This is a genomic window from Actinospineispora spinosispora DSM 44797 (assembly GCF_000429025.1).
Classification (GTDB): domain Bacteria; phylum Actinomycetota; class Actinomycetes; order Mycobacteriales; family Pseudonocardiaceae; genus Pseudonocardia; species Pseudonocardia spinosispora.
Window position 1 is genome coordinate 35,008 of record NZ_AUBB01000045.1, and the last position, 26,521, is coordinate 61,528.

At 72.1% G+C, this 26,521-nt stretch carries 2 protein-coding genes (1 of these 2 cut by a window edge); both read right to left on the bottom strand.

Annotation, left to right across the window (positions count from 1 at the left end):
• Nucleotides 1–9,386: the start of a trypsin-like peptidase domain-containing protein gene (locus G406_RS0119700; protein WP_028935142.1), read on the bottom strand. It extends 24,745 nt beyond the left edge of the window; 9,386 of the gene's 34,131 nt are visible here — the first part of the coding sequence; the start codon lies at nt 9,384–9,386; its stop codon lies off the left edge, out of view.
• Nucleotides 9,299–26,503: an FHA domain-containing protein gene (locus G406_RS0119705; protein ID WP_156935000.1), complete on the bottom strand. Its 17,205-nt coding sequence runs from the start codon at nt 26,501–26,503 to the stop codon at nt 9,299–9,301. Before G406_RS0119705 ends, G406_RS0119700 begins: the two co-directional genes overlap by 88 nt.
• Between the last annotated feature and the right edge of the window lie 18 nt (nt 26,504–26,521).

A 26,521-nucleotide genomic window follows, 5' to 3' on the forward strand; every position in this document is an offset into this window, starting at 1 on the left:
GGCAGCGAGACCGGCAACGAGATCGACCGTGTCGAGGGCGCGCGGGCCTGCCGCGCGTCCAACGACACCGGGTACACGGTGAGTGCCCGCCAGCCGGTGCCGTCGCGCTCGGCGACGATCTGCAGCGAGGTGGTGCGCTTGCCGTCGGCCGAGGTCAGCTGCAGTGCCCGGGGCGCGCGTACCTCGCCCCGATGCGCCACCACGGTCGCACCCTCGGCGTCCGCGACGGTACGGGTGACCCGCCAGTTCAGCAGCGCATGGCTGAGCAGCACGGTCAGCCAGCCCCTCCGCGCTGGTTCGGACATCTCCGGCAGCCAGCGGACCGCCTGCTCGGTGAGAGCGCCCAGGAGCTGCTCGGACACCACTGGCAGTGTGGGGTCGGCCTCGAAACCGGACAGCGGGACATTCGCCAGCACAACGCCGTTGATCAGGTTGAAGTCCGGGTGGTTCGCGGCGACCGCGCCGACCAGCGTCGACGGCAGCGACAGCGCCCCACCCAGCTGGGCCGTGGTGGCATCGCCGTCGTGCTCGGCCAGTTCGCGCAGGACCCGACGACCCAGCTCCAGCAGCGTCGCAGGGTCGTCGGCGAGCGCACTGAGCTCGGCGGCGGCGCGCTCGCCCAGCTTTCTCGTCGAGATGCGCAGTTCGGCGTCGACCGGCAAGTCCTTCGACAGCGGGCGGCCCAGCTCGCTGAGCCCGGCCCTCGCGGTGCTCAGCTCGCGCTCGACGGCCAGCAGCCGGGCGCGGGTCGCGTCGGTGAAGATCCCGGTGTCGTGCGGCTCGTCGAGCAGCGCGGCGGCGTGGCTCAGCGCGGTCCACACCCGCTCACGGGCGGCCGAGTCCAGCCACTGCCTGGCCAGCTCGGCGCTCCGGCGCAGGTCGGTCACCCCGTCGGCCTCGTGCCGCCAGCCCGAAGGCAACCAGCCCTGGACGACGCGGTACCCGGCGACGTCCGTGTCGGCGGTGAACTCCGGCAGTTGCGCGGCCAGCTCGGCCAGATAGCCGAGGTCGGGGCCGGCCGTCGACGCGCGCTGAGCGGGCAGCGTGGTCGCCGGGGCCGGTTCATCTTCCGCCAGCTCGGCCAACGTCGCGACCAGGTCGCCCAGTAGCGCGGTCGCCTCCGTGCCGGACGCCCCGGGCAGTGCGGCACCGAGCTCGTCCAGCGCGGCTGCGACGGGCTCCGGCGCGAACGGCCCGACCTCGTCGAGCTCGACCAGGTCCTGGGCCAGCGTGGCCAGCAGGCTCAGGTAGGTGTCCCGGTCGACGCCGGCGGGGACGTGTGCGCCCAGCCGCGCGACCGGCTCGTGCAGCGGCGCGAGTGAGCCCTCGCGGAACAGGCCGACGAGTGCAGAGGCCGTGCTCGGCGTGTGCCCGGACGCGGGCAGTCCGGCCAGCGCGGCACGCGCGACGTCGTGGCGAGTCACCGTCCACAGCAGTGTCAGCCGCTGCCGGTCGTTCAACTCCCGCCACAGTTCGTCCAGCCACATCGGGGAGCCGAGCACCTGGCGAATCCACTCCGGTGCGGTGCGCAGCGTCGGCCAGTCACCGAAGTGCTGCGCCAGCTTCCCGCGCAGGGACTTGTCCAGCGTCTCCAGGACCCGGTCGCGGTGCCGCCGCTGCCAGGTGGTCCTCGCGGTGGCGGTCGCCAACCTGCCGAGCACCGCGACGGCGGCCTGCCAGTACACCTCGTCGCGCGGCCCGTGCCCTCGGATGCGCTCGACCTGCTTGCGGTACTCCGGGTCGTCCCGGTCGTTCCCGCCCCTGCCCTCGCCCGCGTCGAACCCGCCGGGGAACGCCGCACCGAGCAGCGCACCGCCACCCGCGACCCAGCCCCGGTCGAGCGCCACGAGCCCGAGCAGCAGCACTACACCGGTGCCCGCCCGCCGGGTGGGCGTTGCGGTCAGCGCCGAGACGAGCAGGCGGCCAACCGGCGGGCCGCGCAGCCGCAGGACCGTCCAGGCTGCGCCGACGAGCCTCGCGGCCGGCCATGCCGCCAGCAGCGCCGCCGTGCCGGCGACCGCCATACCCACCTCGGCGGCCGAGGCACCGAGCAACGGCCGGGTCAGTTCCACCGCGGCCAGCAACGCGACCGGCGTGACCAGCGCCGAGCTGTATACGGCCGGTCCGCCGCGCGGCTTCGCGGCCTCGGCGAGCCTGCCTTCCGCCGAGGCGATCTCGGCTCGGTCCGTCGCGGTCAGGTACGGGTCCGAAGCGAGGACACGCAGCTGACGCCGTAGCAGGCTGATCACCCGGTCGCGCTGCGCACGCTGCTCACGGGTGGTCGCTCCGCCGGCGAGCGCCGCTTCCACGAGCGGGCGCACGACGTCCCGGTAGGGCGCGACGGCGGTGTCGAGCGCCCGAGGCAGGCGCTCGGTCGCCTCCAGCAGCATCGACCAGAAGCGCAGCCGGGCTTCGGCGAGCGCGGCGCGGGCCCGCGCGAGCCGCGGCGCGACGCGGCCGGGGTTGTGCTGGGTGAGCCGCTCGACAAGGTCGAGTTCGTGTTCGGCGTCCGGAATCCGGGCCCCGAGGCCACGGGTGCCGGTTGCGAACGGGGCGTGTGCGTCGGCGAGCAGCTCCTCCGCGACATCCAGGATCCCCTCGACCGGGAACGAGTCGCGTTCCTCGTCGATCGCGGCCAGCTCAGCGGCGATCAGAACAGCGCGAGCACCGAAACCGAGCGGGGTGGTGCCGAGTCCGCTGTGATACACCGCGACCTGCCGCCAGGCCCAATGCCCGCCGTCGGCGCGCCGAACCAGGATGGGGCCGCCCGAGGTGCCTGGCCGCGTCCACGGGCCCTCGTCGAACATCAGCGTCAACGGGTCGCCGGAGTGGTGCTCCCACAGCTCGGCCGAGGCGGCCACCGCGCGGCTGACCACGAGCAGCTCGTCCGCCTCGACGGCGTCGTTGTTCCAGGTCGAGCCGTCCTCGAGCGGGAAGTCACCACCGGGCAGGCCGATGACGACGAGCTCGTCGCCGGCGATGGGCCGGTACTCGTCGAGGACCAGCGGAACCCAGGCCACGGTGCTACCGGGGTGCTCGGCGGTGTCGATCTCCAGTACCGCGATGTCCGCGCGGGTGACCGTGTCCAGCAACGTCGCGTACGGCACAGCGGCCGCCGCCGGGTCACGCCGCACGAGCAGCTCGACGACCCGCTCCGGCCGGGGCAGGGTGATCGCGGTGGCCGCCCAGACGGTGTCCCCGACTCGGACCCGGATGGCGCCGGGTTCATCGAGCGCTCCGGCGATGACGTGCCGGTTGGTCAGGATTCGGACGAACCGCCCACCCGCGACGACCTCGCCGGTGCCGAGCTTGGTGTCGTCGGCCGTCGTGACCAGCACGCCGACGGTGCTGTCCAGCGCGGTGACGACCGCATCGCTCAGCTCGGTGGACTGCAGCGCACGCCTGCCGTGGCCGTCGCGGACCGGTCGGAACGGGGCCGCCGGGTCGCGCAGCGTGTTGACGTGCACCAGGTCCTCGGTGTGGTTCCGCTCCCGCCGGGTCGTGGCGCCGTCGAGGTGGAAGATGCGCTCGTGGTCGAGGACCTCGGCCCAGAAGGCGGGCCGAGGGCTCTCCCGAAGCGAGTCCTCGGACAGCACTGTGTGCCAGCCGTCGGCGTCGGTCCACGTGTAGGCGTCCAGGCCCTCGAACTCCCTGCCGAGCGTGCCATCGGCCAGGAGGGCGATCGAGGCACTGGTCAGTACCTCGACGCGAGGGGAGAGATCGGTGGGCAACACCTGGCGCTCGCCCCGGTTGAGGGACCGGCGCGGCAGACCGGGTACCTGCGTGCGCAACCAGGCGCGGTCGTCCGTGCCCAGCTCCTCCTCGGAGAACGCGCCGCTGTGCCGGTCGGGGTCCAGGTATCGCTTCGCGACGAGAAGGACGGAGCCGGCCGCGGCGACCACGGCCGCGCCGGCCACGACGACCGGGGACACCGACGCACCGAGCGCGGCCGCCGACGTGGCCGCTGTCGCCACACTGGCGCTGATCAGCACGAACGTGAGCGAACCCAGCAGCACCACGGCGGCCCTGGCAAGCGCCCGCCGCGACGGTGCCGCCGGAGCATCCGTGCGGCGGGTCTGCGCCAGTCCTGCCGTCGGGACGACAGCGGACGCGGCGAACGGATAGCCGGGCCCTCTCAGCAGCGCGACGATCGCGACGCCGACGACGGCGCCGAGTAGCGCACTCCGGGCGAGAGCCAGGGAACGGCGCCCCGCCGGCGAGTGCGACCAGGTCAGCACCCGCCAGGCGAGGCGGGTGAGCGCGGCGGGCGGCGCGCGAGCGGCGTCGGGGTCGACGCCGCGCGACAGCAGCCACGTCGCCGCCCGCAGTGGGCCGTGGACCGCGCCGACGAGCACCACCAGTGTCGCCGCCGCCGCCAGAGCACCGCCGAACCAGGTCAGGGCCCCGCCGGCCAGCATCCCGGAGCCGACCGCGATCTCCGAGTGCAGGTCGCGGACCCGCGCCTGCCTGCCCGCCGGGAGGTGGCGGGTGACGGTCTCGGGGGCGGCTTCGGCGGCGGGCACGACCGGAGCCGAGGTGTTGACGGTGAGCAGCGCGACGGTGAGGTAGTCCGCCACGGCGCTCGGTGCGAGGGCGGTCACCCTGCGGATGTCGGAGACCCCGATGGACGCCGTGCTGACCGGGCCGAGGTAGTTGCCCTCCGAGTCGAAGACGGCCCCGCCGGAGAGTCCACCGTGGCCGTGTGCGACCGCGATGGTCATCGACTCGTCCACCGGATCGGTGAGCGGGCCGGCCGTCGCCGTCCGGCGGCCGTGCGGATAACCGACCACGACGAGGCGTTGGCCGACGTCCGGGGTGCCGCCCATCGAGGCCGAGGTGAAACCGGTGAAGTCGGGCACGACCAGCACCGCGATGTCGAGGCCGTCGAGCTCGGGCAGCCGGATGATCTCGGTGACCAGGTGGCCGTCGACGGCCACCTGGGCCGGCGTGCTGTCGGCGACCACGTGGGCGGCGGTCACCACGGCGTGAGCGGTGTAGATGAACCCGCTACCGGCCGTCGCGCCGTCGATCGTCACCGAGGTGACCCTGCTGTGCGCCGCGGCCATCGGCAGCGGCTGGACCGGCCAGCCGAGCGTGGCCTCGCCGCCGAGCCCGTGCCTGCCGGTCGGGTACAGGTTCGTGATCACCGGCCGCGCCTCGCGCGACTGGTCGGGAGACAGGACGATTTCCCACTCACTGCCGGCCAGCGCGGGCAGCCACACCCGCAGCAGGGTCGCCTCGCCGGCGGGCTCGACGACGACGCCGGGAAGGCGGACCGCGTCGGCGATCATTCGCACCGTGCCGGTCAGGGTGGCCACCGGCAGCGCGGTCTCGGACGTCCGTTCCCTGACGGCCTGCGCGAGATAGAGCACCGCGAGCTCGAGCGGCCCGTAGACCCCCGACGCGGTGGTCATCGCCGCCGTCGGCGCAATCCCGAACGCCAACCGCCCCCACAGGTCGAGCTCGCGCAGCGTGCCCTCCATGTCGCGGCGCCCGCTCAGCATCGCACCGAGGTGGCCGCCGCCGATGAACAACTGCTCCAGCCCCGGACCGAGGTCCGGCGTGTCGATCCGCAGCAGCAGATCGTCGCCGGCGAGCGTCGGGGCCACGCCGTCCGGCAGCGTGCCGACGCGCAGCAGACCGACCCTGTCCCCGTCGCCGATCAGGAACGGCGCCTCCGCGACGGCTTCGTCGAGCCGCGGCGCCGCGCGGCGCCCGAGTTTCGCCTCGACCAGCGTGCGGTCGGCCACCTCCGGGCCGTGGCGACGCACGATCGCGGCGATGCGCTGTGCCACCCAGGTGACGTCGTTGTCCCGGTCCCTGCCGAGCAGCGCGGCCTCCGCCGTCGCCCATGCCGCGTGACGCCACGACGTCGACACCGTGTCGAGGTGGTGGTACTCGCTCACGGTCAGCGTGCGCAAGTGGGTCCAGCCGCCCCACATCGCCGAGGTGAGGCGGCGCCACGGGGAGACCGGCGCCGCACGCACCTGGCGCACCACCTCGGCCAGGTCACGGCCCCGGTGACGCCAGTGCAGGTAGGGCGCCCTGCTCAGGTAGACCGCCTGACCGACAGCGCGCCGGGCGTTGTGCCAGGCCAGCAGCAGGGGACGACGCAGCCGGCCCGCCGAGCGTGCGGCGTCCCGGTCGGCGGTCGCCCGATCCCGCAGCCGCTGCCCCCACCTCAGCGACCGCTCACCCATGACCGCCTCGAGGAACTGGGCGAGCGCCAGCCGGTACCACGCCACCGTGACCGCCACGACACGCTTGGGTCCCGCCGGCAGTTCTCGCGCAAGACGCTGCTGGTGCATCGCCCCGGCCAGGTGGATCGTGTTGATCCACTGCATGTCGCCGCCCGGAACGAGGAGGACCAACAGCCAGAACAGGGTCGACTTGGCCGCGGCGCGGAGCAGCAGTACCGGTCCGAGGACGGGCAGCAGCGCGAGCCGCCGCGCCTGCGCCAGCCGATAGTGGAGCCGGTGGGACCGGTCGGAGGCGGCCCTGCGCACCGCGTAGCCCTCCTCCTCACGGGCGATCCCCCAGCGGGCCTTGTCGACCTGGGTCTCGATCGTCCCGTCCAGCCAGTCCTCGCGGAGCCGACCGGCCCGCACGTGCCGCTGGGCCTCGGCCATCCGAACGTCGGTGGTGTAGCGGGTCCCTGCCACGTCGAGCCGGATGAAACGACGCAGCAGCTCGGGCACATCGGTCACGTCCCGGTCCCGCAGCGCCCTGGCGAGTGCCCGCTCGGACACGACGGCGGTCCGCTCGGTGCTCCCGGTCCGCCGGGCCAGAGCGGGCAGCACCTCGGACAGCACCCGGATCTCGGCGACGCGCAGCTGCCCGACCGACGGCGGACCGTCGAACCGCTCCCGGTCGGTGTCGCCGTAGCGGTGCCAGTCCACGACCGGGCCGGTGCGGTCGGTCGCCTCGACCTGCTCGGCCGGGCCCCGGCCCCGGGCCTCGGCGATCTTGTCGGCCAGCTCGGTGGCGAACTCACGCAGCGCCCGCGCCCACTCCGGGTGGGATCCGGCGAAGTCCCGTTCGATCCGGGCGAGCACCTCGGCGCGCTCGGCGAGCAGCGCGTCCAGCAGGGCCCATTCCTCGGCGCCCGCGATGAGTCGCAGCATCGACATCACCCCGCTGGGAACCCACCGCGAGTTCCAGCCCTTCGCGGCCGACCCGCTGACCGCCAGCCGGGCTACCCAGGGCGCCTGGGCGGTGGCGAAACCGGCCCAGCCCGCGAAGTGGCCGGCGACCAGCGCGAACACGGCGGTGCTCGCGGCGGCGATCGAGCCGTAGTAGACGTGCACCTCGGCGCCGTCGGGCCCGGCCACCAGCCGGTACTCGCCGGGCACCTCGAGGTGACGGATCCGGTCAGCGACCAGCTGGTCCCCGAGCCGGTACATGACCAGAACCGGGAGGTCCGCCCGGGTCCTGCCGGTACGGTCGAGCAGTTCCTCCACCGCGGGTCCGGTCCGGTTGCCCGCCAGGAGCTCCCCGACGACGGCCCGCCACAGCTCGATCCAGCCCGCGACCTCACCCGGCGTGCTCTCCGGCAGCGGGGCGAGCAGCGTGGTGCCGTCGTACCCGTAGTCGAAGCGGTCGCCCTCATGGCCCATCGGCTCGCGGGTCGCGTCCGCGCGGACCCTGATACCCGGGACCGGGGTGAGCAGGCCCCGGTCCTCGCCGGCGTCGGGCAGCAGCGTCCGCTCGTCGGCGCCGTACTGTGCCCGTTTCGCGGAGCTCTTCGTCACGAGCAGCGCTGCGAGCGTGACCGCACCGACCACGATGGCCGCGGCGGCGGCGACCGCGACGGTCATGGTGATCGGCGCGCCGAGCGCCCCCGCGACGAGCGTTGCGGCGCCGGCAAGTGCACCACCGGCCGCCAGCGTCGACGGCTGCGCGCTGCCCCGGTCGTCATCCCAGCCGGACGGCCGAGCCCTGGCCGGGGTCTTCTGTCCGACGTCCAGGACGTATCCGCCCTCGCCGAGGGTGATCCGCTCGCCGGACCGGACAGGGACCAGTGGACCCTTGCGCCGCTGACCGTCGATGAGGATCGGAACGGTCGTGCCGAGGTCGACGAGGAAGAAGCCGCCGGCGCGGTGGACCAGCACCGCGTGCCGCCGGGACACCCGGCTGTCGGTGAGGGCCACGTCGGCACGCGGGTTGCGGCCGATGATCATCGTGCCGCGCAGCACCGGGAACGTGCCTTCCGGCCCGGTCAGCGTCGCACCGGCCGGCGGGGCGGTGTGATCGTTCGTGTCGACACCGTTCGGTGCGAGCACGACCAGCTCTCGCTCGCTCAGGAACAGCCGGTCGGACGCCGCCGCGGCCCGTGTCACCTCGGTCTCGGTCGCACCGAGCAGGACAGCCAGCTTGCGGGCCGAGGCGTAGCGGCCGTCGCGTCCGCGCAGCGCGCCCAGCAGATCGCCGATCAGGCCGTCCGCCGCCACGGCGGGAGTGTCGACCTGGACGGTGAGCTGCGTAGCCGAGGCCGGTGACGGGCCCGAGTGGCTGTAGCGGATGATCTTGTCGAGCGTGACGGCATCGCGTAGGGCAGCCGGAAGATCGGCGCGCAGAGCCTTCGTGCTGATCGCGCGCAGCCGAGTCGCGGCCGGATCGTTCAGGCCCTCCAGATAGCGGACGACGGCTCCCCAGTACATCTGGCGCGTGGCGACCGTGTGCAGCAGAGGCTCGGACAGGACCACACCGTGCGCTTCGCCGAACTCGCCGAGATGGCGGACGAGCGCGGCGGTCGTGAGGGAGTACGTGACGCCGAACTCCTCGGTGCCGTCGATCACCACTTCCGCGACGACGAACGTGTTGTTCGCGTAGTCGTGGTCGGTGACCAGCGCGGCGAGCCGCTCCTGGTCGGCGAGGGAGAACTCGGTGTCGATCAGCCGTAGCAGCTCCGCGCGGGCCTGGGTGAACTCCCTGCTCGGGTCGACGGCTCGCGCCAGGTCGACCGCGACCGGTGCGCGCGCGGCGGTGTCGACAAACACGACCCGGCTCGGGTCCTCGGTGCTCACGCTCAGGGAGGACGAGAGCCGCACAGCTTCGCGCACGATCGCGTGCCGTTGCCGGCTCACCAGGGCGCGGTGCTTGCGGTCGGCGCCGGCGATGACACCAGGAGCCAGCAGCTCGACCAGGTCGTCGAGGCTCAGCTGCTCGTTCTCCGCCGGCCACAGGTGGCCGATCGTGGTCGCGGTCTCCTGGCGCGCGAGCACCAGCTCGCCGACCAGCTCAATGGCGTGCTCGCGGACACCGACCTGGGCGTCGAGCAGCGTTCCGAGCAGCTGGATCAGCCAGTTCGCGGGCAGTCGGCGATCGGCGATGTGCCCGGTGACCTCGTGGAGGCGACGGTCGGTGAGGTAGAGCGTCGTGCCCATCGTGTAGGCGCCCAGCTGGTGGACGACCTGGAGGCCTGCTCGGCGGACCCGAGCTTCTCGCCGACGAGCCGTTCGAGGTCCTCCGCCGACACGATCCGCACCCTCGGGTCCTGGGCCCGCGCGGGCAGCTCGCCCAGCGTCTTGGCCGCCAGCCGGCGGGCCTTGGGCAGCGCGGCACGCAGCGCGACCTCTTCGGCGTGGGTGTAGGGGTGGGTCAGCGCGCTGGCGTGGCTGCGGATCTCCGGGGCTTGCCGGTCGAGCTGGGGCAGCAGCTGCTGCATCGCCTCGCCCAGCAGGCGAGGGGTGAGCACCCGGACGTGGATGTTGTCGCGGTTGCCGTCCCGGCCGTGCATGACGACGCCGACGAGCCCGCCGTCGTCGGTGAACACGAACCCGTCCGGCAGCACGACCCCACCGGCCAGCCCGATGCGGATCCCGGCCGCGTCCACGGCCAGTACCCGTCCGGCCGCGAGCATCATGTACCCCCACGACGCGCCGCGCTGGTGCCCGGCGACCCAGAGCCGCTGGCCCACCCGGACCCGGTCCGCGACGGCGACCCGATGGTCGGCCCGTCCGCCGTCGGCGAGCAGTGCCGAGAGCCCGAACCCGATCGCGGAATCGTCGTTCCAGGTCATCGTCGCGATCTGGCGCACCGGCTCCGGGGTGAGCGACCGGGCGACGCGAAGATCGCTTCGTTTCGCGCCTCGGACCGCGTCCGCCGAGGTGAGGAACACATCGTCGGCGAAGTGCAGCCCGCTGCCGCGGACAACCCCGCCGCTGGACACGGCGGCCAGGTGCCCGAACGCCTCCAGCAGGTCCGAGTCGTCGCCCAACGGCCCGATCGCCTCGACCTGCTCGCCGTTTCCGTCGGTGAAGGCATCGACCGGGTACAGCCCGACCAGCCGGTTGCCCCGGCTGCCGCGCACGGCCACCAGCTCCCAGGTGTCCGGTGCGGTCGCGGTGGGCGAGCGGCGGACCGTCGCCCGGCGCACCGACCGGTTGACCAGCCCGCTGGAGCCGGCCGGCAGCGGCTGGCTGTGCTCCACGATGTCGGCGAACAGCCTCAGCGTCGAGTCCGCCGTGTGGCGCTCACCGGTCCACTGTTCGATCGTGGCGACCAGCATTCGGACCGCGGCGGTGAGCGGTTCACGGTTGGCACCGAGCAGGTCACCGGTGATGGCGTAGCCGGTGTCCGCGCCGCCCACGTACAGCACGGCCATGCCGTCGACGATGTCCGCGCTGATCCGAGGGTCGGCCAGCCAGTTCAGGTCGATCAGCGCGATGTTGGCGCGGTGGTCCGTGATCAGCGACGGTGTCCCGGCGGGGGAGTAGCGGGGTGAGGACTTCGCATCGAGCACCGAGACGGTCAGCGCCGTGCGCAGCCCGCCCGCCACGATCTGGTGTGCCCCGGCCGGGAACGTGCGGCCCGCCAGGAGCTGCTCGACCGCCGCATTGACGCTCAGCACGTCGCCGTCGTGGGTGAACAGGACCCGCACCATAGAGTCGGTGAACCGCGTGCGCGCCGCGTCCAGCTCGGCGAGGAGCGCCGTCATGGCGCCCTGTTCGAGCAGCGTGGTGGCGGCCCGGTGGAGCCAGTCGCCCGCCAGGTCGGCGCCGGACTCGTGAGCACTCAGCTCCGCGACGAGCTCGTCGGTGACGTACACGGTCTGCCCGAGCAGACGGGGCAGCAGCCTGGTGACCGCTGTCTCGGTCGCGGACGTGGCGATCCAGACGTCGCGTAGCCGGACGACCAGGTCGCTCGCCGACACCACGCGCAGCGCGGGATGCGACGTCGCCAGGCCCGGAGTGGACGCCGAGCCGGGGCCGACCGTCGTCGTCGCGGGGAGGGCCCAGCGCAGGTGCGTGTCCAACGGTGAGGCCCAGTGCTCCGACTCGCGCGCCTCGGCCAGGCGGGAGCGCCGGATCTCGGTGATCAGCTGCTGCCGGGTGACCTCTTCGTCCGGGGTCAGCTCGTCGCGGCCGAGCAGGCTCTGGAGCGTGTGCGTGACCACCAGGCGCAGCGCGCGCACCAGCCAGTCGCGGCTCCGCGCTCCCGGGCCGTACGGCTGGTTGAGCTCAGAGGCACGCCTGCTGGTCAGGTAGACGGTGCGCCCGATCGCATAGAGCCCCACCGAGTTCTCCAGCCGCTCGGCCTCGGCCGGGGTCCGGCCGCCCGCGATCAACCGCTCGATGAGCTCGGCGGAGGAGACAACCCGGAGCTGGGCGGCGCGCACCGCCTTGGGCTCGGACGCCGGAATCTCCGGCAGCGCTGTCGAGGGCACCTCGGCCGCCGCGCGGACCGCGTCCCGGTAGGCGTTCAGGTCCGAGGGGCTGACCTTGCCCAGCGTCAGGACAGCCTCCCCGCGCGGTGCGTTCCGGCCGGGCAACCAGCCCAATGCGGTGGCCAGCGCAGGCCCGGCGGCGTCGCCACCGTGGCGCAGCGCGAGGACGGCGAACAGCCCACCGAGGACGGCAACGGTGAACCCACCCCACGGGAACCGGCCGGTGGGTGGGCCCCGGGTGGTGCGCGGGCCGTGGCCGAGCCGGAACACGAACTGGACCGAGCCGATCGTGATGACGTCGCCGTCACCGAGCCTGGTGGCCTCGGCGATCCGCTCGCCGTTGACCAGGGTCTCGTGGATGCCGGTGTCACCGTGCCTGCCGTACCCGGTGAGGTACCAGGCGCCGGCGCGGATGCTCAGCCAGGCGTGGAACGCGGCCACACCCGGGGCGCCGGGCAGCCTCGGGTCGTTGCTCAGGTCGGCACCGATCTCCATCGGCCCGTCGACTAGGTAGGTGGACCTGGAGCGCGAATCGCTGGGGGTGAGCCTGGCCCGCAGCTCACCGGTTCTGGTCAGGTCGCGGAAGACGTAGCCGCGACCGCCGATGGTGAGCTGGTCGCCGTCGCGCAGCGCCCGGGGCTGGGTGATCCGCTCGCCGTTGACCCAGGTGCCGTTCATCGAACCGCTGTCGACCAGGTGCCAGGCACCGGCGAAGAAGGTCAGCAGCGCGTGGAAGCCGGACGCCTTCGAGTCCGCGACGACCAGGTCGTTGCTCTCGTGACGGCCGATGGACATCCGGTTGCCCTGGGGCTCCCACCGATGGCCACCGCCACGCGCGACGATCGCGGCGGCGGTGGGCGGCACCGGAGCGGGAGCCTGGAGCCGGAAGGTGAACTCGGTGTTCCCGAAGGTCAGCCTGTCCCCGGTGCGCAGCGCCGTCGTTGCGCTGATCGGCCTGCCGTTCACCAGCGTCGGGTTCGTGGCATCCATGTCCTGGACGTGCCAGCTGCCGTTCAGGAAGAACAGCCGCGCATGCTCGTCACCGACCGAGTAGTCGTCGGCGAGCACCAGGTCGTTGTGCTCCGCGTCGCGCCCGATGAAGAACGGGTCACCCGCCACTACTTCGATCTCCCCGCCGGGCCGGACCAGCTCCGCGACCACCGGATCGGACCATTCGGTGCGCGACTCGATGTGCGACGGCCGGTGCGTGCTCGACTCCGGGGCCGGGTCGTCCGAGGGTGTCGGGACCGGGGTCTCGGCCACCGGCATACCGCCGAGGTTGACGAACAGGTTGGTCGTGCCGACGGTGATCTGCATGCCGTGCGCGAGCCGGAACGGCACGCCCGGAGTGATTCGCTCGTGGTTGACCTTGGTCCCGTTGGTGGATTCCAGGTCGGTGAGGTGCCAGGCACCGGAGGTCCAGGTCAGCTGAGCGTGCTCGCCGGAGACCCCCATGTCTCCGGCGATCACCAGGTCGTTTCGGCTGTTCCTGCCCAGGGTGGACGGGCTACCGGTGAGCGGTAGCTCCATCCGGTGCTTGCCGTGCCTGAGGATCAGGACGGCGGGCACCGGCGGCTCGGCGCGCCGCTTCTCCAGTGCGGCGTCGATGTCGGCGAACAGCCGCGCCGCGTCGTCGTTGTGCTCGTCGTCGTTGTAGCCGGGCTCCCAGGTCTCATCGAGGTGACCGAGCTCGTGCGCGGTGAACCGGCCCCAGAAGCCCTCCGGCAGGTACGGCGTGAGCGCGACGAGGTCGTCCGAGGTGTGGACGAAGCTGACGAGCGCACCGAATGGGGCGAACCGGTCGTGGGTCCACGCGTGGCTGACCATGTCCTCGATCAGGTACTCCAGGCCTTCCTCGGCGAGCAGCGGACGAGCGAGCTCGGCGTCGAGGAACAGGTCCAGCAGACCGGTCGGGGTGCTCAGCGGCTCACCGGTCGCCGACCTCGCATCCGCCACCCGCGCCACCTTGACCAGATCGGGCAGCAACCGGCGGAACCTGCGGTCGTCACCCGGCTCCCGCATGCCGCCGCGCACCAGGAACCCGCCGACACTCGACCGTTCGGCGGGTACGGCGGGCCCGGCTTCCGAGCGCACCCACTCTGCCGACGCCGACAGCGCCTTGGCCTGCCCCGCCGTCGGAAGCTTGGTCATGCCGATGTCCAGCATGAACAGCGCCCGGATGATCTCGCGCTCCGCGTTGCGCGCGATGAACCGGGGACCGAACTCGGTGAGTGCGCTCGCCAGGTCGAGCCAGCCGAGCAGGAAGCCGGTGCGCGACTTCGCGGGTAGGTTGCGCAGCAGCTTGTCCAGCGCGGTGTGGTAGCGCAGCTGGTTCTGCCGGTCGATCGCCCAGCGGGCCATGGTGAGCATCTGCGCGGAGGTACGGGCCTTCGCCGGCATCTCCAGCAGCCACACCGGCCACTCCCTGGGGCCGAACTCGGCGGCGAGCAGCAGCAGCGCGAGCTGCCCGGTCCCGTCGGTCCGCGACCAGAAGGTGCTCAGCACCCCGCCGCCGCGCTGACCGCGCAGCGCCGAGGTGAGCCCGGCGGGCATGGCCTTGACCGCTTCCGGGCCCGCGGTGCCATCCGCGAGCCGCAGCAGCTGGGCGAGCAGCTGCTGGTGCAGCCAGGTCCTCGACTCGGCCGGAATCTCGATCATCGCGTCGAGCATGTCGCGGGCCTGGAACCAGAACTGGGGGTCGACGGGGTAGTCGTCGGTCAACGCCTCGGCGGCGGTGAGCAGCGCCAGCTCGGGCCTGGTACCGGCCAGCTGCCCGGTCGTCCACCGCCCGGCGCGAACCACCCTGCCCGGTTGCAGCGCCAGGATCGCCGACGTCGCGGGGTGGTTGTGGAAGTACAGGTAGCCGGGTAGCTCCGGGCTGTTGCTCGTCGGACCACCGAGGTGCGCCTCGGCGAGCCCGCTGTAGGTGCTGTCGGCGAACGCGGACCGCTGCAGGTCCGGCAGGAAGTACCGCTGCCGGGGCGTCAGGTCGTCTCTGGTGCGGTTGATGTGCCGCTCCAGCAACAGTGCGGCGAGCCCCTCGGCGAACCGCTCGGTCTCCAGCTGGAGCGAGGTCGTGAGGCCGCCGGTCGGGATGGCGAGCGGCACCGACAACCCGGCCGCGAAGGAATCCAGCGCGAGCTGGTGGAGCGCGTTCTCCGAACCCAGCCCGTACGCGTGCTGCAGCACGTGGGCCATTTCGTGCCACACCAGGAACAGCAGGCCGTACTCGGCTGCCTCCTCCCTGCTGACCGGTGCCTCGAGCAGGTCGAACGTGTCGAGCACGTCGCGGGTGAACATGTCCAGCGCCGAGCGGGAAACCCAGAACCGCAGGTCAGGCAGATCCGAGTCAGGCTGGTCACCGTTCCACTGCACGAAGCTGGTGCTGGTCTGTGACCAGTAGCTGTGCGCCATGACCCAGGGCATCAGCCGTTCGAGGTTGGCGCGCGTCGTCGGGTCCATGGTCTGCTCGCCGGTGAGTTCCAGGAACAGCCGGAACGCCTTGTGGATCGTCGCGCCGAGCCCCTCGTCGCGGATCAGCAGGCTGTCGTCGGGCTCTGGCCACGTCCGGGTCGCGGTCTCGCCCACGGCGAGCTTCGGCGTCGGGCCGCCGACCGGCTCGATCGGCACCAGCCACACCACGGTGTCGGTGGTGCCGTCGGTACGGCGGACGGTGGTGAGGCGCAGCCTCGGGTGCTGGGCGACCGCGCGGCGCAGCGTGTTCTCCGGGGTGTCCGACAGCACCCGGTCACCGGTGTCCCCGGCCAGCTCGGCAACCAGCTCGGACAGCGAACGAGTTTGGTTCGGTTGGCTGAGCAGGTGGTTGACCAGCACCAGCGAGAGGTGGATGGTCAGGTGTGCGTCCGCGTCCGGCCTGGTGTCGCCGGCGTTGCGGCGCAACGCGCCCTGGAACACCGCGGGCAGCATCGACCGCGCCCGGGTGTCGGGCACCTGCGTGTCGTTGAACGCCGCCCACTTGCCGTACTGGTCCACCTCGGCGTAGCGCACCAGGTCGATGTGCCGTGCACCGGTGCCCCACTGCAGGGTCTGGAAGAGCTCGCCGAGCCCGGGCAGCCGGTAGCGGTGCCGGTAGTGCTGGACCTCGTGCTTCACGACCCTGGGTGTCGGGTGCTGCTGCTCGACCAGCTCCCACGTGGCGGCGGCCGCTGCCTCGGTCTCCCGATAGTCGAGCGAGACCACCCGGCCGGACGGCCGTTCGATGCCGATCCCGAGCCCGCCGGCGTCCCTCCCCTGCGTCTTCTTCTTGAAGAACGGCCCGCCCGCCGCCAGTGTCGCGCGCGGGGACGAGAACAGCCCACCGCCGGGGATCAGCTCCACCGGCTCGTCCGATCCGGCCATCGCGAACGGGCCGGTCCCGAGGGTGTCGTAGTAGGACGGCAACGGGAACGTGCCCGGTGCCTGGTCGGCGGGACGCCAGGTCCGTACCAGCTCGTCCCAGAACGCCACCAGGTAGCGCTGCCGTGCCAGGTAGTCCCGGTCGCTGCGGGTGGCGCCGTTCTGGTGGTCTCCCAGGTAGGCGAGGGCGGCGCGGTGGTCGGCGACCTGGGTGAGCAGGCGCTGGACCCAGAAGGCGTTGCGTTCGCCCTGCGTGCGGTTGCGTGTGGTGTCGGCGAGATGCATCCACTCGTGCACCAGCGCGCCGGCGGACTCGATCACCAGCGAGTCGTGCTCGAGACCGGGCCGGTCGCCGATCCGGAACGACGACTCACGGAAGACCATCAGCCCGGCGCGGGGGCTGGCGAAGGCCGTCGGGACGCCCCTGGTCTCACCGTGGGCCCGCCAGGCGGCCTCGAACGCGGCGTCGGGCAGGATCCGGACCCGCGCGTTCTTGGTCTTGTCGTGCAGGTACACGCCCGGTCCGCTGTTCACCACCAGGGCGTAGGCGGCGGCGAACCCTCGGCGGACGTCCGCGTCGAGAGCGTCCCAGCCTTCGACGGCGAACGCGCGGCGCGGGTCCTCGTTGAGCCACAGCCCGTAGATCTGGGTGTTGAGTCCGTTGAGCTGCTCGGTGAGCTGGGCGACCCTGCCGTCGAGACGCAGGCGCTCGGTGGCGTCGAGGTTCGGGTCGTCCAGCAGGGTCCGCAGCGCGCCGAGGTTGTTCTCCACCTGACCGGCGGCGGCCCAGAGCGACCCGACGGCGGTGGTGTGGACCCTGACCGGGCCGGTCGGGTCGCCCGCGAGCCCAGCCAGCCGGCGGCCCACCTCGGCGAGCGCGAGACCGAAGTCGCCGCCGTCCTTCTTCTCCAGCCCGTCCAGCGCGACCGCGTGCGTGCGGCGCAGAACGGCGAGGTGCGCGGCCGGGAAACGGCCGAAGATCGGCAGCGCACCGGCGCTGAGCACCGGCCCGACCACGCCGTGCGCGTCGGCGGGCTGGTTGAGCAGTACCAGGACGACCAGTACGACCGCGATCCGGGAGACCCAGCGCGCCGGCAGCGCGGTGACGGCCTTGACGAGCCCGGCGAGCACACCCGCCCCGACGACGGCGGCGGCCGCGACGAGCACCGGCATCGGCACGGCGGCGCCGAGCGTGGCCGCGGTCAGCGCGGCGGCGCTGAGTAGCACGGCCACCCCGGCGAGCGTGGCGGCGGGCGCGCTGCCCCGGTCGTCGCCCCAGCCGAAACCGGGCCGTCCCTCGGGGCCCCGGTCGTAGTCGGCGAGGAGCCGGTCGAGCTCGCCGGGCGAGATACCCAGGTCACGGGCGAGGCCTTCGCGCCCGGCGGTGAGCAGCTCGTGGCGCTCCTCCACCTGGCTGGACAGCAGCGCGTCCAGCTGCGTGAGGTCGTTGTCCGGGTTCTCGTCCTGGGACATGAACAGCGCCTCGGACCGGTCCCACCAGGCGAAGTGATCCATCACGACGCCGGCGAACTGTTCCGGGGTGAGCGGGTCGGCCAGGGTCCGCGTGTCGTAGACGACGTCACTGATCGCCTCGCCCGCCGCCTCCAGCATCACGGTCAGGGCGTTCGGGTCGTGCCGGAGCGCGTCCCGCAGCTCGGTGAGCGCCCGGATGGTGTTGTCGTACAGCCGCAGGAAATCGTGTGCCTGTTCCTCCTGGGGCCGATCGATGTACCAGGGCTGCCGGTCGACCTGACTGGCTTCGGTCATCAGGAACTTGGCCTGTGCACGCAACAGGTAGGCCAGGGCCTCGCCCGACGCGACCGGTGCACGGTGCAGCCGCAACGACTCCAGCTCCTGAACCGAACTCATCATGAGGAAGCCCAGCTCGGCCGCGACGGCGACCGTGTCCTGCCACACCGGGTTCTCCGTCGAGGCGTTCAACGCGGTCTTGAACGCCTTGTCGAGCTTGGCGCGCGCGTCCGACAGGTCATCGAGGCTCGTCGAACCGAGATCGGAGTATGCGGTCGCTCGGCGCCGGACCAGCGACCCGTGCAGGAAGCCCACACGCATCCACAGCGCCTGGACCTCGATGTCGCCGGAGACCGCCTCGTAGGCCTGCCGCAGCCGGTCTGCCACCTGGGTCTCGGACTCGCTCGGATCGGTCAGGGTGACGCTGTCCTCCAGCGCGTCCTCGAGCCTGCCGAGCTCGTCGAGCAGCTCGACGCCCGCCGCCGAGTCCTCGAGCGCGACCAGTTCACGTAGCGCCTCGGCCAGCGCGCCCACCGGGGAGCTCGGGTCATCGGAGACCAGCAGGCGCAACGTCGCCGGGTCCAGCTGCCAGTGCTCGTTCGTTGCGCTCAGCGCGCGCTCGGCGGCCACCATCCTCATCCAGGGACGCAGATTCTCACCGAAGCGCACCCGCAGCGCCTCGGCCACGTCGGCCAGCTCGGCAGCGGTGGCGACGGCACGCAGCGCGGCCAACCGGTCCCAGCTCGACCCTGCCCCGGCCCCGCCGGCCAGCAACTCGGCAAGTTCGGCGTCCAGGCCCTCCAGCTCGGCTGCCACGTCGACCTGCGCGGTCACGTCGCCGTCCTGCGCGGCGTGCTCCGCCCGCAGCCACTGCCCGACCAGCTGCTCGCGTGCCGCGAGCCGTGCCTCCTCGGTCACGGTCGCGTCGCGCAGCACGCGGTAGCGCAGCTCGTAGGCGAGGACGTCGGCGAGCCAGGTACTGGGCAGCAGACCCCGGCGCTGGTGTTCTCCCGCACGCTCCAGCACCCAGCGGGGGAACAGCACGACACCGTCGCCGATCAGCTGGTACTGCAGCGGGTCCACCCAGCTGTAGGCCAGCAGCGGCGCGGCCGGGTCGTTCACCCAGGCCATGTCGTGCGCGTTCAGTACGGCGGCCGCATCGCCCTGGTCGGTGTTCCAGGTGAACAGCCGGACGTCGCGTTCGAGGGCCAGCGCCAGCAGCTCGGGGTCGAACCGTGCGTGGTCGAACAGCCCGAGGTCGATCACCCCGAGGGCGATCGGGTCCAGGTAGCCGGTGTGCCACAGGCGCACCAGCAGGTCCCGCAGCTGCCCGTCGCGGCCGTCCAGCCAGTCGCCGGCGTAGAGCGGACCACCGCGCGGCCCATCCTGTGACGGATCGGCCGGCGGTGCCCGGGTGGGTGTGCTGTCGGCCTTGACGTGGAACACGAGTGTCGTCCCGTCCACGGTGATCTTGTCCCGGTCACGCAGCTGCGTGCTCCCGGTGATCCGGTCACCGTTGACCTTGGTCCCGTTCGTGGAGCCGAGGTCGGTCAGGTGCCAGGCGCCCGCGTAGAAGCGCAGGCGCGCGTGCTGCCCGGGTACCCGCTCGTCGGTGAACACCAGGTGTGCCCGTTCCGGGTCGCGGCCGATGAACAGCGTTTTCGCGGTGATGACGTATGACGACCCGCGCCACCATCCGCCGGTGGTGAACCAGGCCAGGGTGGGAGCGAGCGCGGCCCAGGCTTCCATCGCCTCCGGGCGCAGGTCGCGGAAGACGTAGGTGGTCGTGCCGAACCTCAGCTTGTCGCCGTCGCTCAGCCGCACGTAGGTCCGGGTGAGCGGACGTCCGTTGAGTGTGGAGCCGTTGGCCGAACCGAGGTCGCTGGCCCACCAGGAGCCGTCGCGGAACCGCAGCGCCGCGTGATGGCGGGACGCCATCGGGTCGGTCAGGACCAGCCAGTTGTCCCCGCTCCGGCCGAGGAACACCCGGTCGCCGGTGATGCGGTGGCTGGCCAGCCCGTCGTTGCTGGTGAGCGCGGCCGGGGTGGGCTCGGGCGCGGTGAACCGGAACTGGAACACGGTGTCGCCGAAGGTCAGCATGTCACCGTCGGTCAGCCGGGTGTATCCGGTGATCGGACGGTTCTCGTGCAGCGTCGGGTTGCCGGGTTCGCGGACGAAGTCGGCGACGTACCAGCTGTCGTTGTGGAAGCGCAGCTCGGCGTGCTGGTTCTCGACGCCGTAGTCGTCAGCGAGCACGAGGTCGTTGAGCAGCCGGTCGCGCCCGATGCGGAACGGGTTGGCGGTGAGCCCGACGGGCGCGGTCCCGCCCTGGGGGACGAGCTCGGCGGCGACCGGGGTCGTCGGCCGGGCCGGGCCGGTGGAGTGGAACAGGAAGCTGGTCGCGCCCACGGTGAGGGTGTCACCGTCGTACAGCCGGATGGCGCGGTCGATCCGCATCTGGTTGACCCGGACACCCGTTGCCGAACCGACGTCGCCGACATACCAGGCACCGTCGGAGAAGTTCAGCATCGCGTGCTTGCCCGAGACGCCCTGGTCGTCGCGGATGACCAGGTCGTTGTGCTCGTCGCTGCCGATGCTCAGCCAGGTGCCGGCGATCGTGTGCTCACCCCGGCCGGGCCGAATGAGCACGGCGGGCGTGGGCCGAGGGGCCGCCTCGACACGGCGCTGGAACAGGTTCGCCGCGCGCTGGACCAGGCCGGCGGTGCGCTGGAACCTGCTCGCCGGGAGCGCGAGGGCGACCCAGGAGGCCCCGCCCACGAGGACACCGACCAAGGCCGCTCCGAGGACCGGCATCGGCAGCGCCATGCCGAACAGGTACGCGGTGGCCACGGCGGCGCTGAGCAGGGTGGTGACCCGCGCGAGGGCCGAGACCGAGACGCTGCCCCGGTCGCCGTGCCCGGGCGAGGTGGGCGCCTCCGGGTCGTCGGTGCCGGTCGGGCCACGGGTGCTGCCGTTGCCCTTGCCGATACGGGCGTGCAGCGCGGCCGTGACCCTGTTCTTCACGCCGGTGGCGAACCTGGACAGCGGCTCCCAGAAGTAGACGACCAGCGCCATGGCGAGCATCCCGGCTCCGGCCAGCCCGATCTGGGTGGACACGCCCTGCCAACCGGCGGCCAGCCCTGAGGTGTGGCCCTCGAAGGTGCGCGCGGACAGCTGCGCGCCGAGCAACCACATCGACAACGCCTTGGTCGCCTGCAGGAAGTTGTTCGCCTCCCGCCGCCGCAGGACGTCGGTGATCTGGTTCCTCAGCAGCGCGCCGACCGCGATGATCATTCCGACGGACCCGGCCTCACCGGCGACCGCGTTGATGCTGATCCCGATCGCCGGGTCTCCGAGGACGCTCTGGCTGAACCAGACGCTGGCCGCGCCGAACGCCATGACGATGGCCATGCCGAGGGTGAACGGCTTCGCCTTCTCCTCGAGGAAGTCGCGCTCCGTGCCGCTGCGGGCGGTGACCCAGTCGCCCACCAGCGCCACCATCACGATGAACACGTCACCCGCGATCAACCCGTAGTTGAGCAGCAGGATCAGCAGGCTCGGTGCGCCGGTCTCCTTCAGGACGGGGTCCCACAGCCCGTCGAACGAGCCGAGCATCATCGCCGACAGCGAGTAGACCCCCATCGTCGCCAGCACGAACGGGTTCTTCAGCGCCCGGAGCGGGCCGATGAAGGCCTCATCGGCCCACGCACGGAGGGTGAACGGGGTGATCTTCTCGGACGGCGTCGTGAACCACAGCCCGACCGCCATCAGCAGGCCGACCACCGAGGTGGCCAGCACCGCGGGGACCACGCCATAGGGGAGCAGGATCTTCTGCAGCACCTGATGGCTGGCCAAGGTCGCCGCGAGTCCCAGCCCGACCATCGCGATCGCCGTGGTCTTCCAGCTGATCTTCTTCGTGACGGACTCGCCGGCCGCCTCGGCCGCCTTGCGCGCCTTGTCGGCCGCCGCGTGGCGGGCATCGGCGCTGGCCCTCGCCCAGTCGTCGACCTGGTAGAACAGCTGAATCCACGGCGAGGCGAGCACCCCGAGAACAAATGCGGTGACCTGGTAGGAAGTGGGCCCGGAGACCACCGCGAACGTTCCGTACGCGGCAGAGCTGAGTGCGACGCTGCCCGCTGCGCGGACCCTCGCCGGGATGTAGTCCCACAGCGTCACGTAGAGGATGACCCCGATCGCGTTGCCGGCGAGCGCCCCGACGTACAACGTGTCCGAGGGCAGCCCGACCGACAGGCCGAGCTTCCGGGTCAGGTAGAGCCCGGCCACCGCGGTGCCCACACCGATCGCGGCGTTCGACTGGAAGATCCTGCGGTGGCTCGTCGAGGCACCCTCGCGCCACTCCGCGCTGAACAGCCGCGGCGCCGAGGAGCCGGTCTCGGACTCGGGCGACCCGCGCACGGGGGTGCCCTCGGTCGCCGAGCCGGGTGCGGACGGGGTGTTCCGGCGCTTCACCAGCGCCATGCCCACCGGAACGGCGGCGAGGCCCGCGGCCGCGATCAGCGGTGCGACGCCGCTCCACTCTGCCAACTCCCACAGACCGGTCGAGGCCAGTACGACGACGAGCTTGCCGACTGCCGCGCCGAGGTCCTTCGCGGCGCGTGCCAGGTACAGGTCGTTCTTGGCGTCCTCCCCGGCGAACACCTTCGCCAGTACGGCGCTGCCGCCGATGGCGACCGCGGTGGACGCGACCTCGCCGTTGACCGCCTGGAAGGTGACGCCGTGACCGGCGCCGCCGAGGAACTGGGTGGCCGCGAGTAGCACGCCGCCGGCGGCCATGAGCAGGGTCGCGCCGAACACGAAGGTGTGGGGGGAGCGCTCCAGGAAGCTCTGCCTGCTCGTGCCCGCCTTGGCCGCCTTGTGGTTGAGCAGGTCGAGCGCGACGAACAGACCGGCGAGCACGAGCCCGCCGAACACCAGGCCGTAGTCGGCGACGAGCTCCTCGAAGCCGGTGACGCCGGTCAGCGTCAACGCCGCCTCGAGGAAGGCGTCCAGCGGTGCGATGGCCATCTGGACGAGTCCGGACAGGAGCACGACGGTCAGCACGGTCCGGATGCCGAGGACCCGTCGGATGCCGGCGAGCGCACCCTCTTTCGTGTCACTGGTCTCCGCAGCAGCGTCCGGCATGATCGTCAGCACGACGACACCGGCGACGGCCATCGCGGGGGCGCTGAGCAGCGCGGTGTAGCGCAGCGAGTGCTCCAGCAGCCCGGTCTGGATCTGCAGCACGTTCGGGGCCAGGAACGTCAGGCCCAGCATCACGAAGCCGACCAGGCCGTCCTTCAGGATCACCCGCTTGTCGGTCCCGCCGCGCGCGAAGTCCGCATCGCGCCGGGCTCCGGTGGCGCCGACCCACCGGCTCATGAGGTCGAACAGCTTCGGCCAGGCGCTGGCGGTCGTGCCGAGGACGAACCCGGCGGTCAGCGCGCTGATCGCGCCGATGTCCAGTGCATAGATGCCGTATCCGACGACGGAGCCGACGAACGCGATCGTCAACAGTGTGCGGACGCCGATCTTGCTCGCGGTCAGGATCGTGGCGATGCTGCCGACGACGAACCCGGAGAGCGTGGCGGCGGCCAAGGGACCCGCGGACAGGCCCGGGACCTTTTCGACGAGAACCCTGGTGTTGTAGAGCGGGCTCATCAGCGTGGCCGATCCGAGTGCGGCGGCTGCCATGAACGCGAGCCGGTGCGACCAGCTGACACCGTTGCGCCACTCGTTGACCGAGGCGCGCACCTTCCCGAGGCGGGAGACGGTCGGCGGGCCACGCACCGGGTTGCCGGCCAGCAACGCCTCCAGCGTGGTGAGAGCCACGTGCAGCCGGTCGGCGAGGTCGTCGAGTTCGGTGAGCGCATCAGTCTTGGCGGCCGGCAGGGCGAGCTCGTCGCCGAGCCGGATCAGCTCGGTGCGCAGCATGCCCGCCCGCGCGAGCCTGGTGGCGTCCCAGCTGAACTTCGACGCGTCGTCGAGCGCGGTCACCGCGCCGGCCGCGACGGCGCGCAGCGCGGCACGACGGTCGGTGAGGTCGCCGGGGGCGACGTGCAACGCGGTGAGGGAGGAGCGGCTGACGGCGAGCAGCCGGGCGGTGTGATGGTCAGCGAGGTCGCTCTCCCGCGCGGCCCGCGCCAGCATCGCCGTGCGCTCCGCCGGGGTGGCGGTGAGCGGGTTGATGCGGGGGGCGCTCGCCCACACGCTCCACACCCGCACGACCGCGCCGTTGACGACGACGAAGCGTTCGCTGCCGGTGAGCCGCGTGTCCAGGTTCGCGGGCAGGCGCTGGTCGGTGACCGGCAGCGCGATCGCGTCGTCGGCGGCGAACACCCGGTGGACCCGGTAGTCGGTGAGCCAGCGAGCCATCTCGGCGAGCGCGTTGCGTACGTGCACGACCGGGTGCAGCACGGCGCCGAGCACCAGGTCGATCACGTCGAGGGTCGCGCCGTCGACCTGGGTCAGCCAGTCGCGCGGGTGCCGTAGCTCCAGCAGGTCGATGTCGCGGTCGGTGATGACCCCGAGGCCCATCAGCGCGATCACGCCGGAGATGAACACGGTGCCGACGGTGGCGGTGAGTGAGGTGGCGGCGGGGATGCCGAGCAGGGCGACCAGGCCACCGACGATGACCATGCCGGAGCCGATCGCGTCGCCGATGGCGTGCTCGAGGTTGGCCTCGCCGACCTTCCCCGGAATGTTGCGGAACAGCGCGACCGTGCCGAGGTTGCCGGCGATGCTGACCACACCCGCGACCACCGGCAGCCACACCGGACCGGCCAGATCGACGCTGCCTGCGGTGAGCGCCTCGTAGCCGAGGACCAGACCGGAGCCGAGGATCGCCAGGCCGATCACCCGGTTGGCGAACTGGTCGAACCGCGTCGAGGCGATCCGCGCGCCCGCGATGGCCAGCAACCCTGGCAGCAGGTCGAACAGGTTGTGGTAACCGTCCGCGGTCACCAGCGGGGAGTGCGAGATCGCCCCGAGCCACAGCTGGATGCCACTGGCCGCACCCATGATGCCCAGCGAGATCCAGGCAGCCTTGGCGGCACGCAGGCGGGCCGCCTGGTCGGAGGCGGGCGTGCCGTCGAACGCCGAAGGCTCACCCTCGTCGTGGCCATGTCCGTTGGCGTCCGGCGTGGACGGTCCAGCCGGACCGCGTGGCGCACCCGGGCCGGCAGGTCCGGCCGGCCCGGCTCGTCGGTTGATCGCGCGCAGGATCATCACGGCGGTGCCGAGCGCGATCGTCGTGGGGACCGCGACGGGCAGGTGCTCCATCCACAGACGGATCAGGCCGTAGGAGGCGAGTGCGAGGCCACCGGTGTTCGGTGCGTTGAGGAAGGCGCCGCTCTTCCAACCGGTCCACGGCTTCAGCAGCCAGTCGCCGTGGCGATCGGCGATCCGCCTGCCGAGCCGGGAGGCGGCGAGCCACTCACCGGCCGGGGTGCCGGCCAGCTTCGTCTGCGTCAGGTACAGGAACGCCCCGGTCAGCACGACGATCGGCAGGGCGTGCACCGGAGCCGTGATTACATTCCACTGGTGACCGCCGACGCTCACGACGGCGACGACGGAGGCGCCGATGAACCAGGCCGCGGCGGGGAGCAGCGCCCGATGGGACTGGCCGCGGGTGGCGATGAACGCGGCGAACATACCGATCGGGATGAGGACGTACCAGGGGCTGGCGAACGAGAAGAAGGTGTAGCCGAGCACTCCGGCCGCGACCGTGATGGTCGGGACGGACAGCCAACCGGCCCATCGGGTGAACTGGTTGTCAGGAGTGTGCTCCCGGATGTCGTGGCGGTCGGTGAATCCGGTGGGCAGCGCCTTGATGATGGCGTTCTTCGCGGCGGGGACCGCGCCGATGAGGAACAACGATTCGGCTGCCGCGAACAGGCCCGCATCCAGGCCCGCGATCCCTCCGTGGAATGCGGCGGGCAGGTGCAGGCTGAGATTGACCATCCAGGTCACCGCGACGTTGGTCAGCAGCACGGCCTTGATCCAGTCGGGCAGATTGGTGAGCCGCTGGATGACCACGTTGGTGATGCCCCGGTCCGCGAAGGAGATGAGGGCGCCGACCAGGACGTAGCCGGGGATGGGACCGAGCCCGATCGTGGTCGCGACGGCCGCCGTGGCCGCCGCGTAGCTGACAGCCGTGATTCCCTTCGGGCTGACCAGTGCCTTGACGGCGGAGCGCGGGGTGACGCGGGCGCCCGGGGGAGCGTTGCGGTTGATGACCCACATCAGCAGCGCGAGGGTCCCGCCGAGTGCCCCGGTGGTGGAGGCGAGCACCGGAGCACTGGTCAGCAGGTAGACGATGCCGTAGGTGCCGAGCGACGCGGCGGACGCCTTGCCCCAGAACAACGCCTGAGCCTGGGGCGCCTTGTGCGCGGCAGCCTTCGCCCGCTCCGCGCGCCACGTCTTGTAGTCGTGCCACATGGCGAAGACCGACTCGCCGGTCCAGGCGAGGTAGGTGCTCCAGATCAGCAGGAACTGGGTCGGTTCCAGGTGGTAGTTAGGCTCGGTGAGCTGGATGCCCATCAGCGGGATCGAGGCGAGGACCGCCAGGTAGGCGTTGTTGGTCGTCCAGCGGGCGACGTGCTTCCACTTCTTGCTCGTCCGGGTCGGGTTCTTCCTGCCGTGCCAGCCGGCGATCGCGGCGACGGTGCCGATGACGAAGAAGCTGGCGTTGGCGTCGAGGAACGTCGCGTTGACCCAGAAATCGACGCTCATCACCGGGAGGGTCAGCAT

What these genes read in the sequence shown, in the direction of transcription:
- G406_RS0119705 (WP_156935000.1), bottom strand. Translation starts at nt 26,503, where the DNA reads ATGAGCGTCGATTTCTGGGTCAACGCGACGTTCCTCGACGCCAACGCC.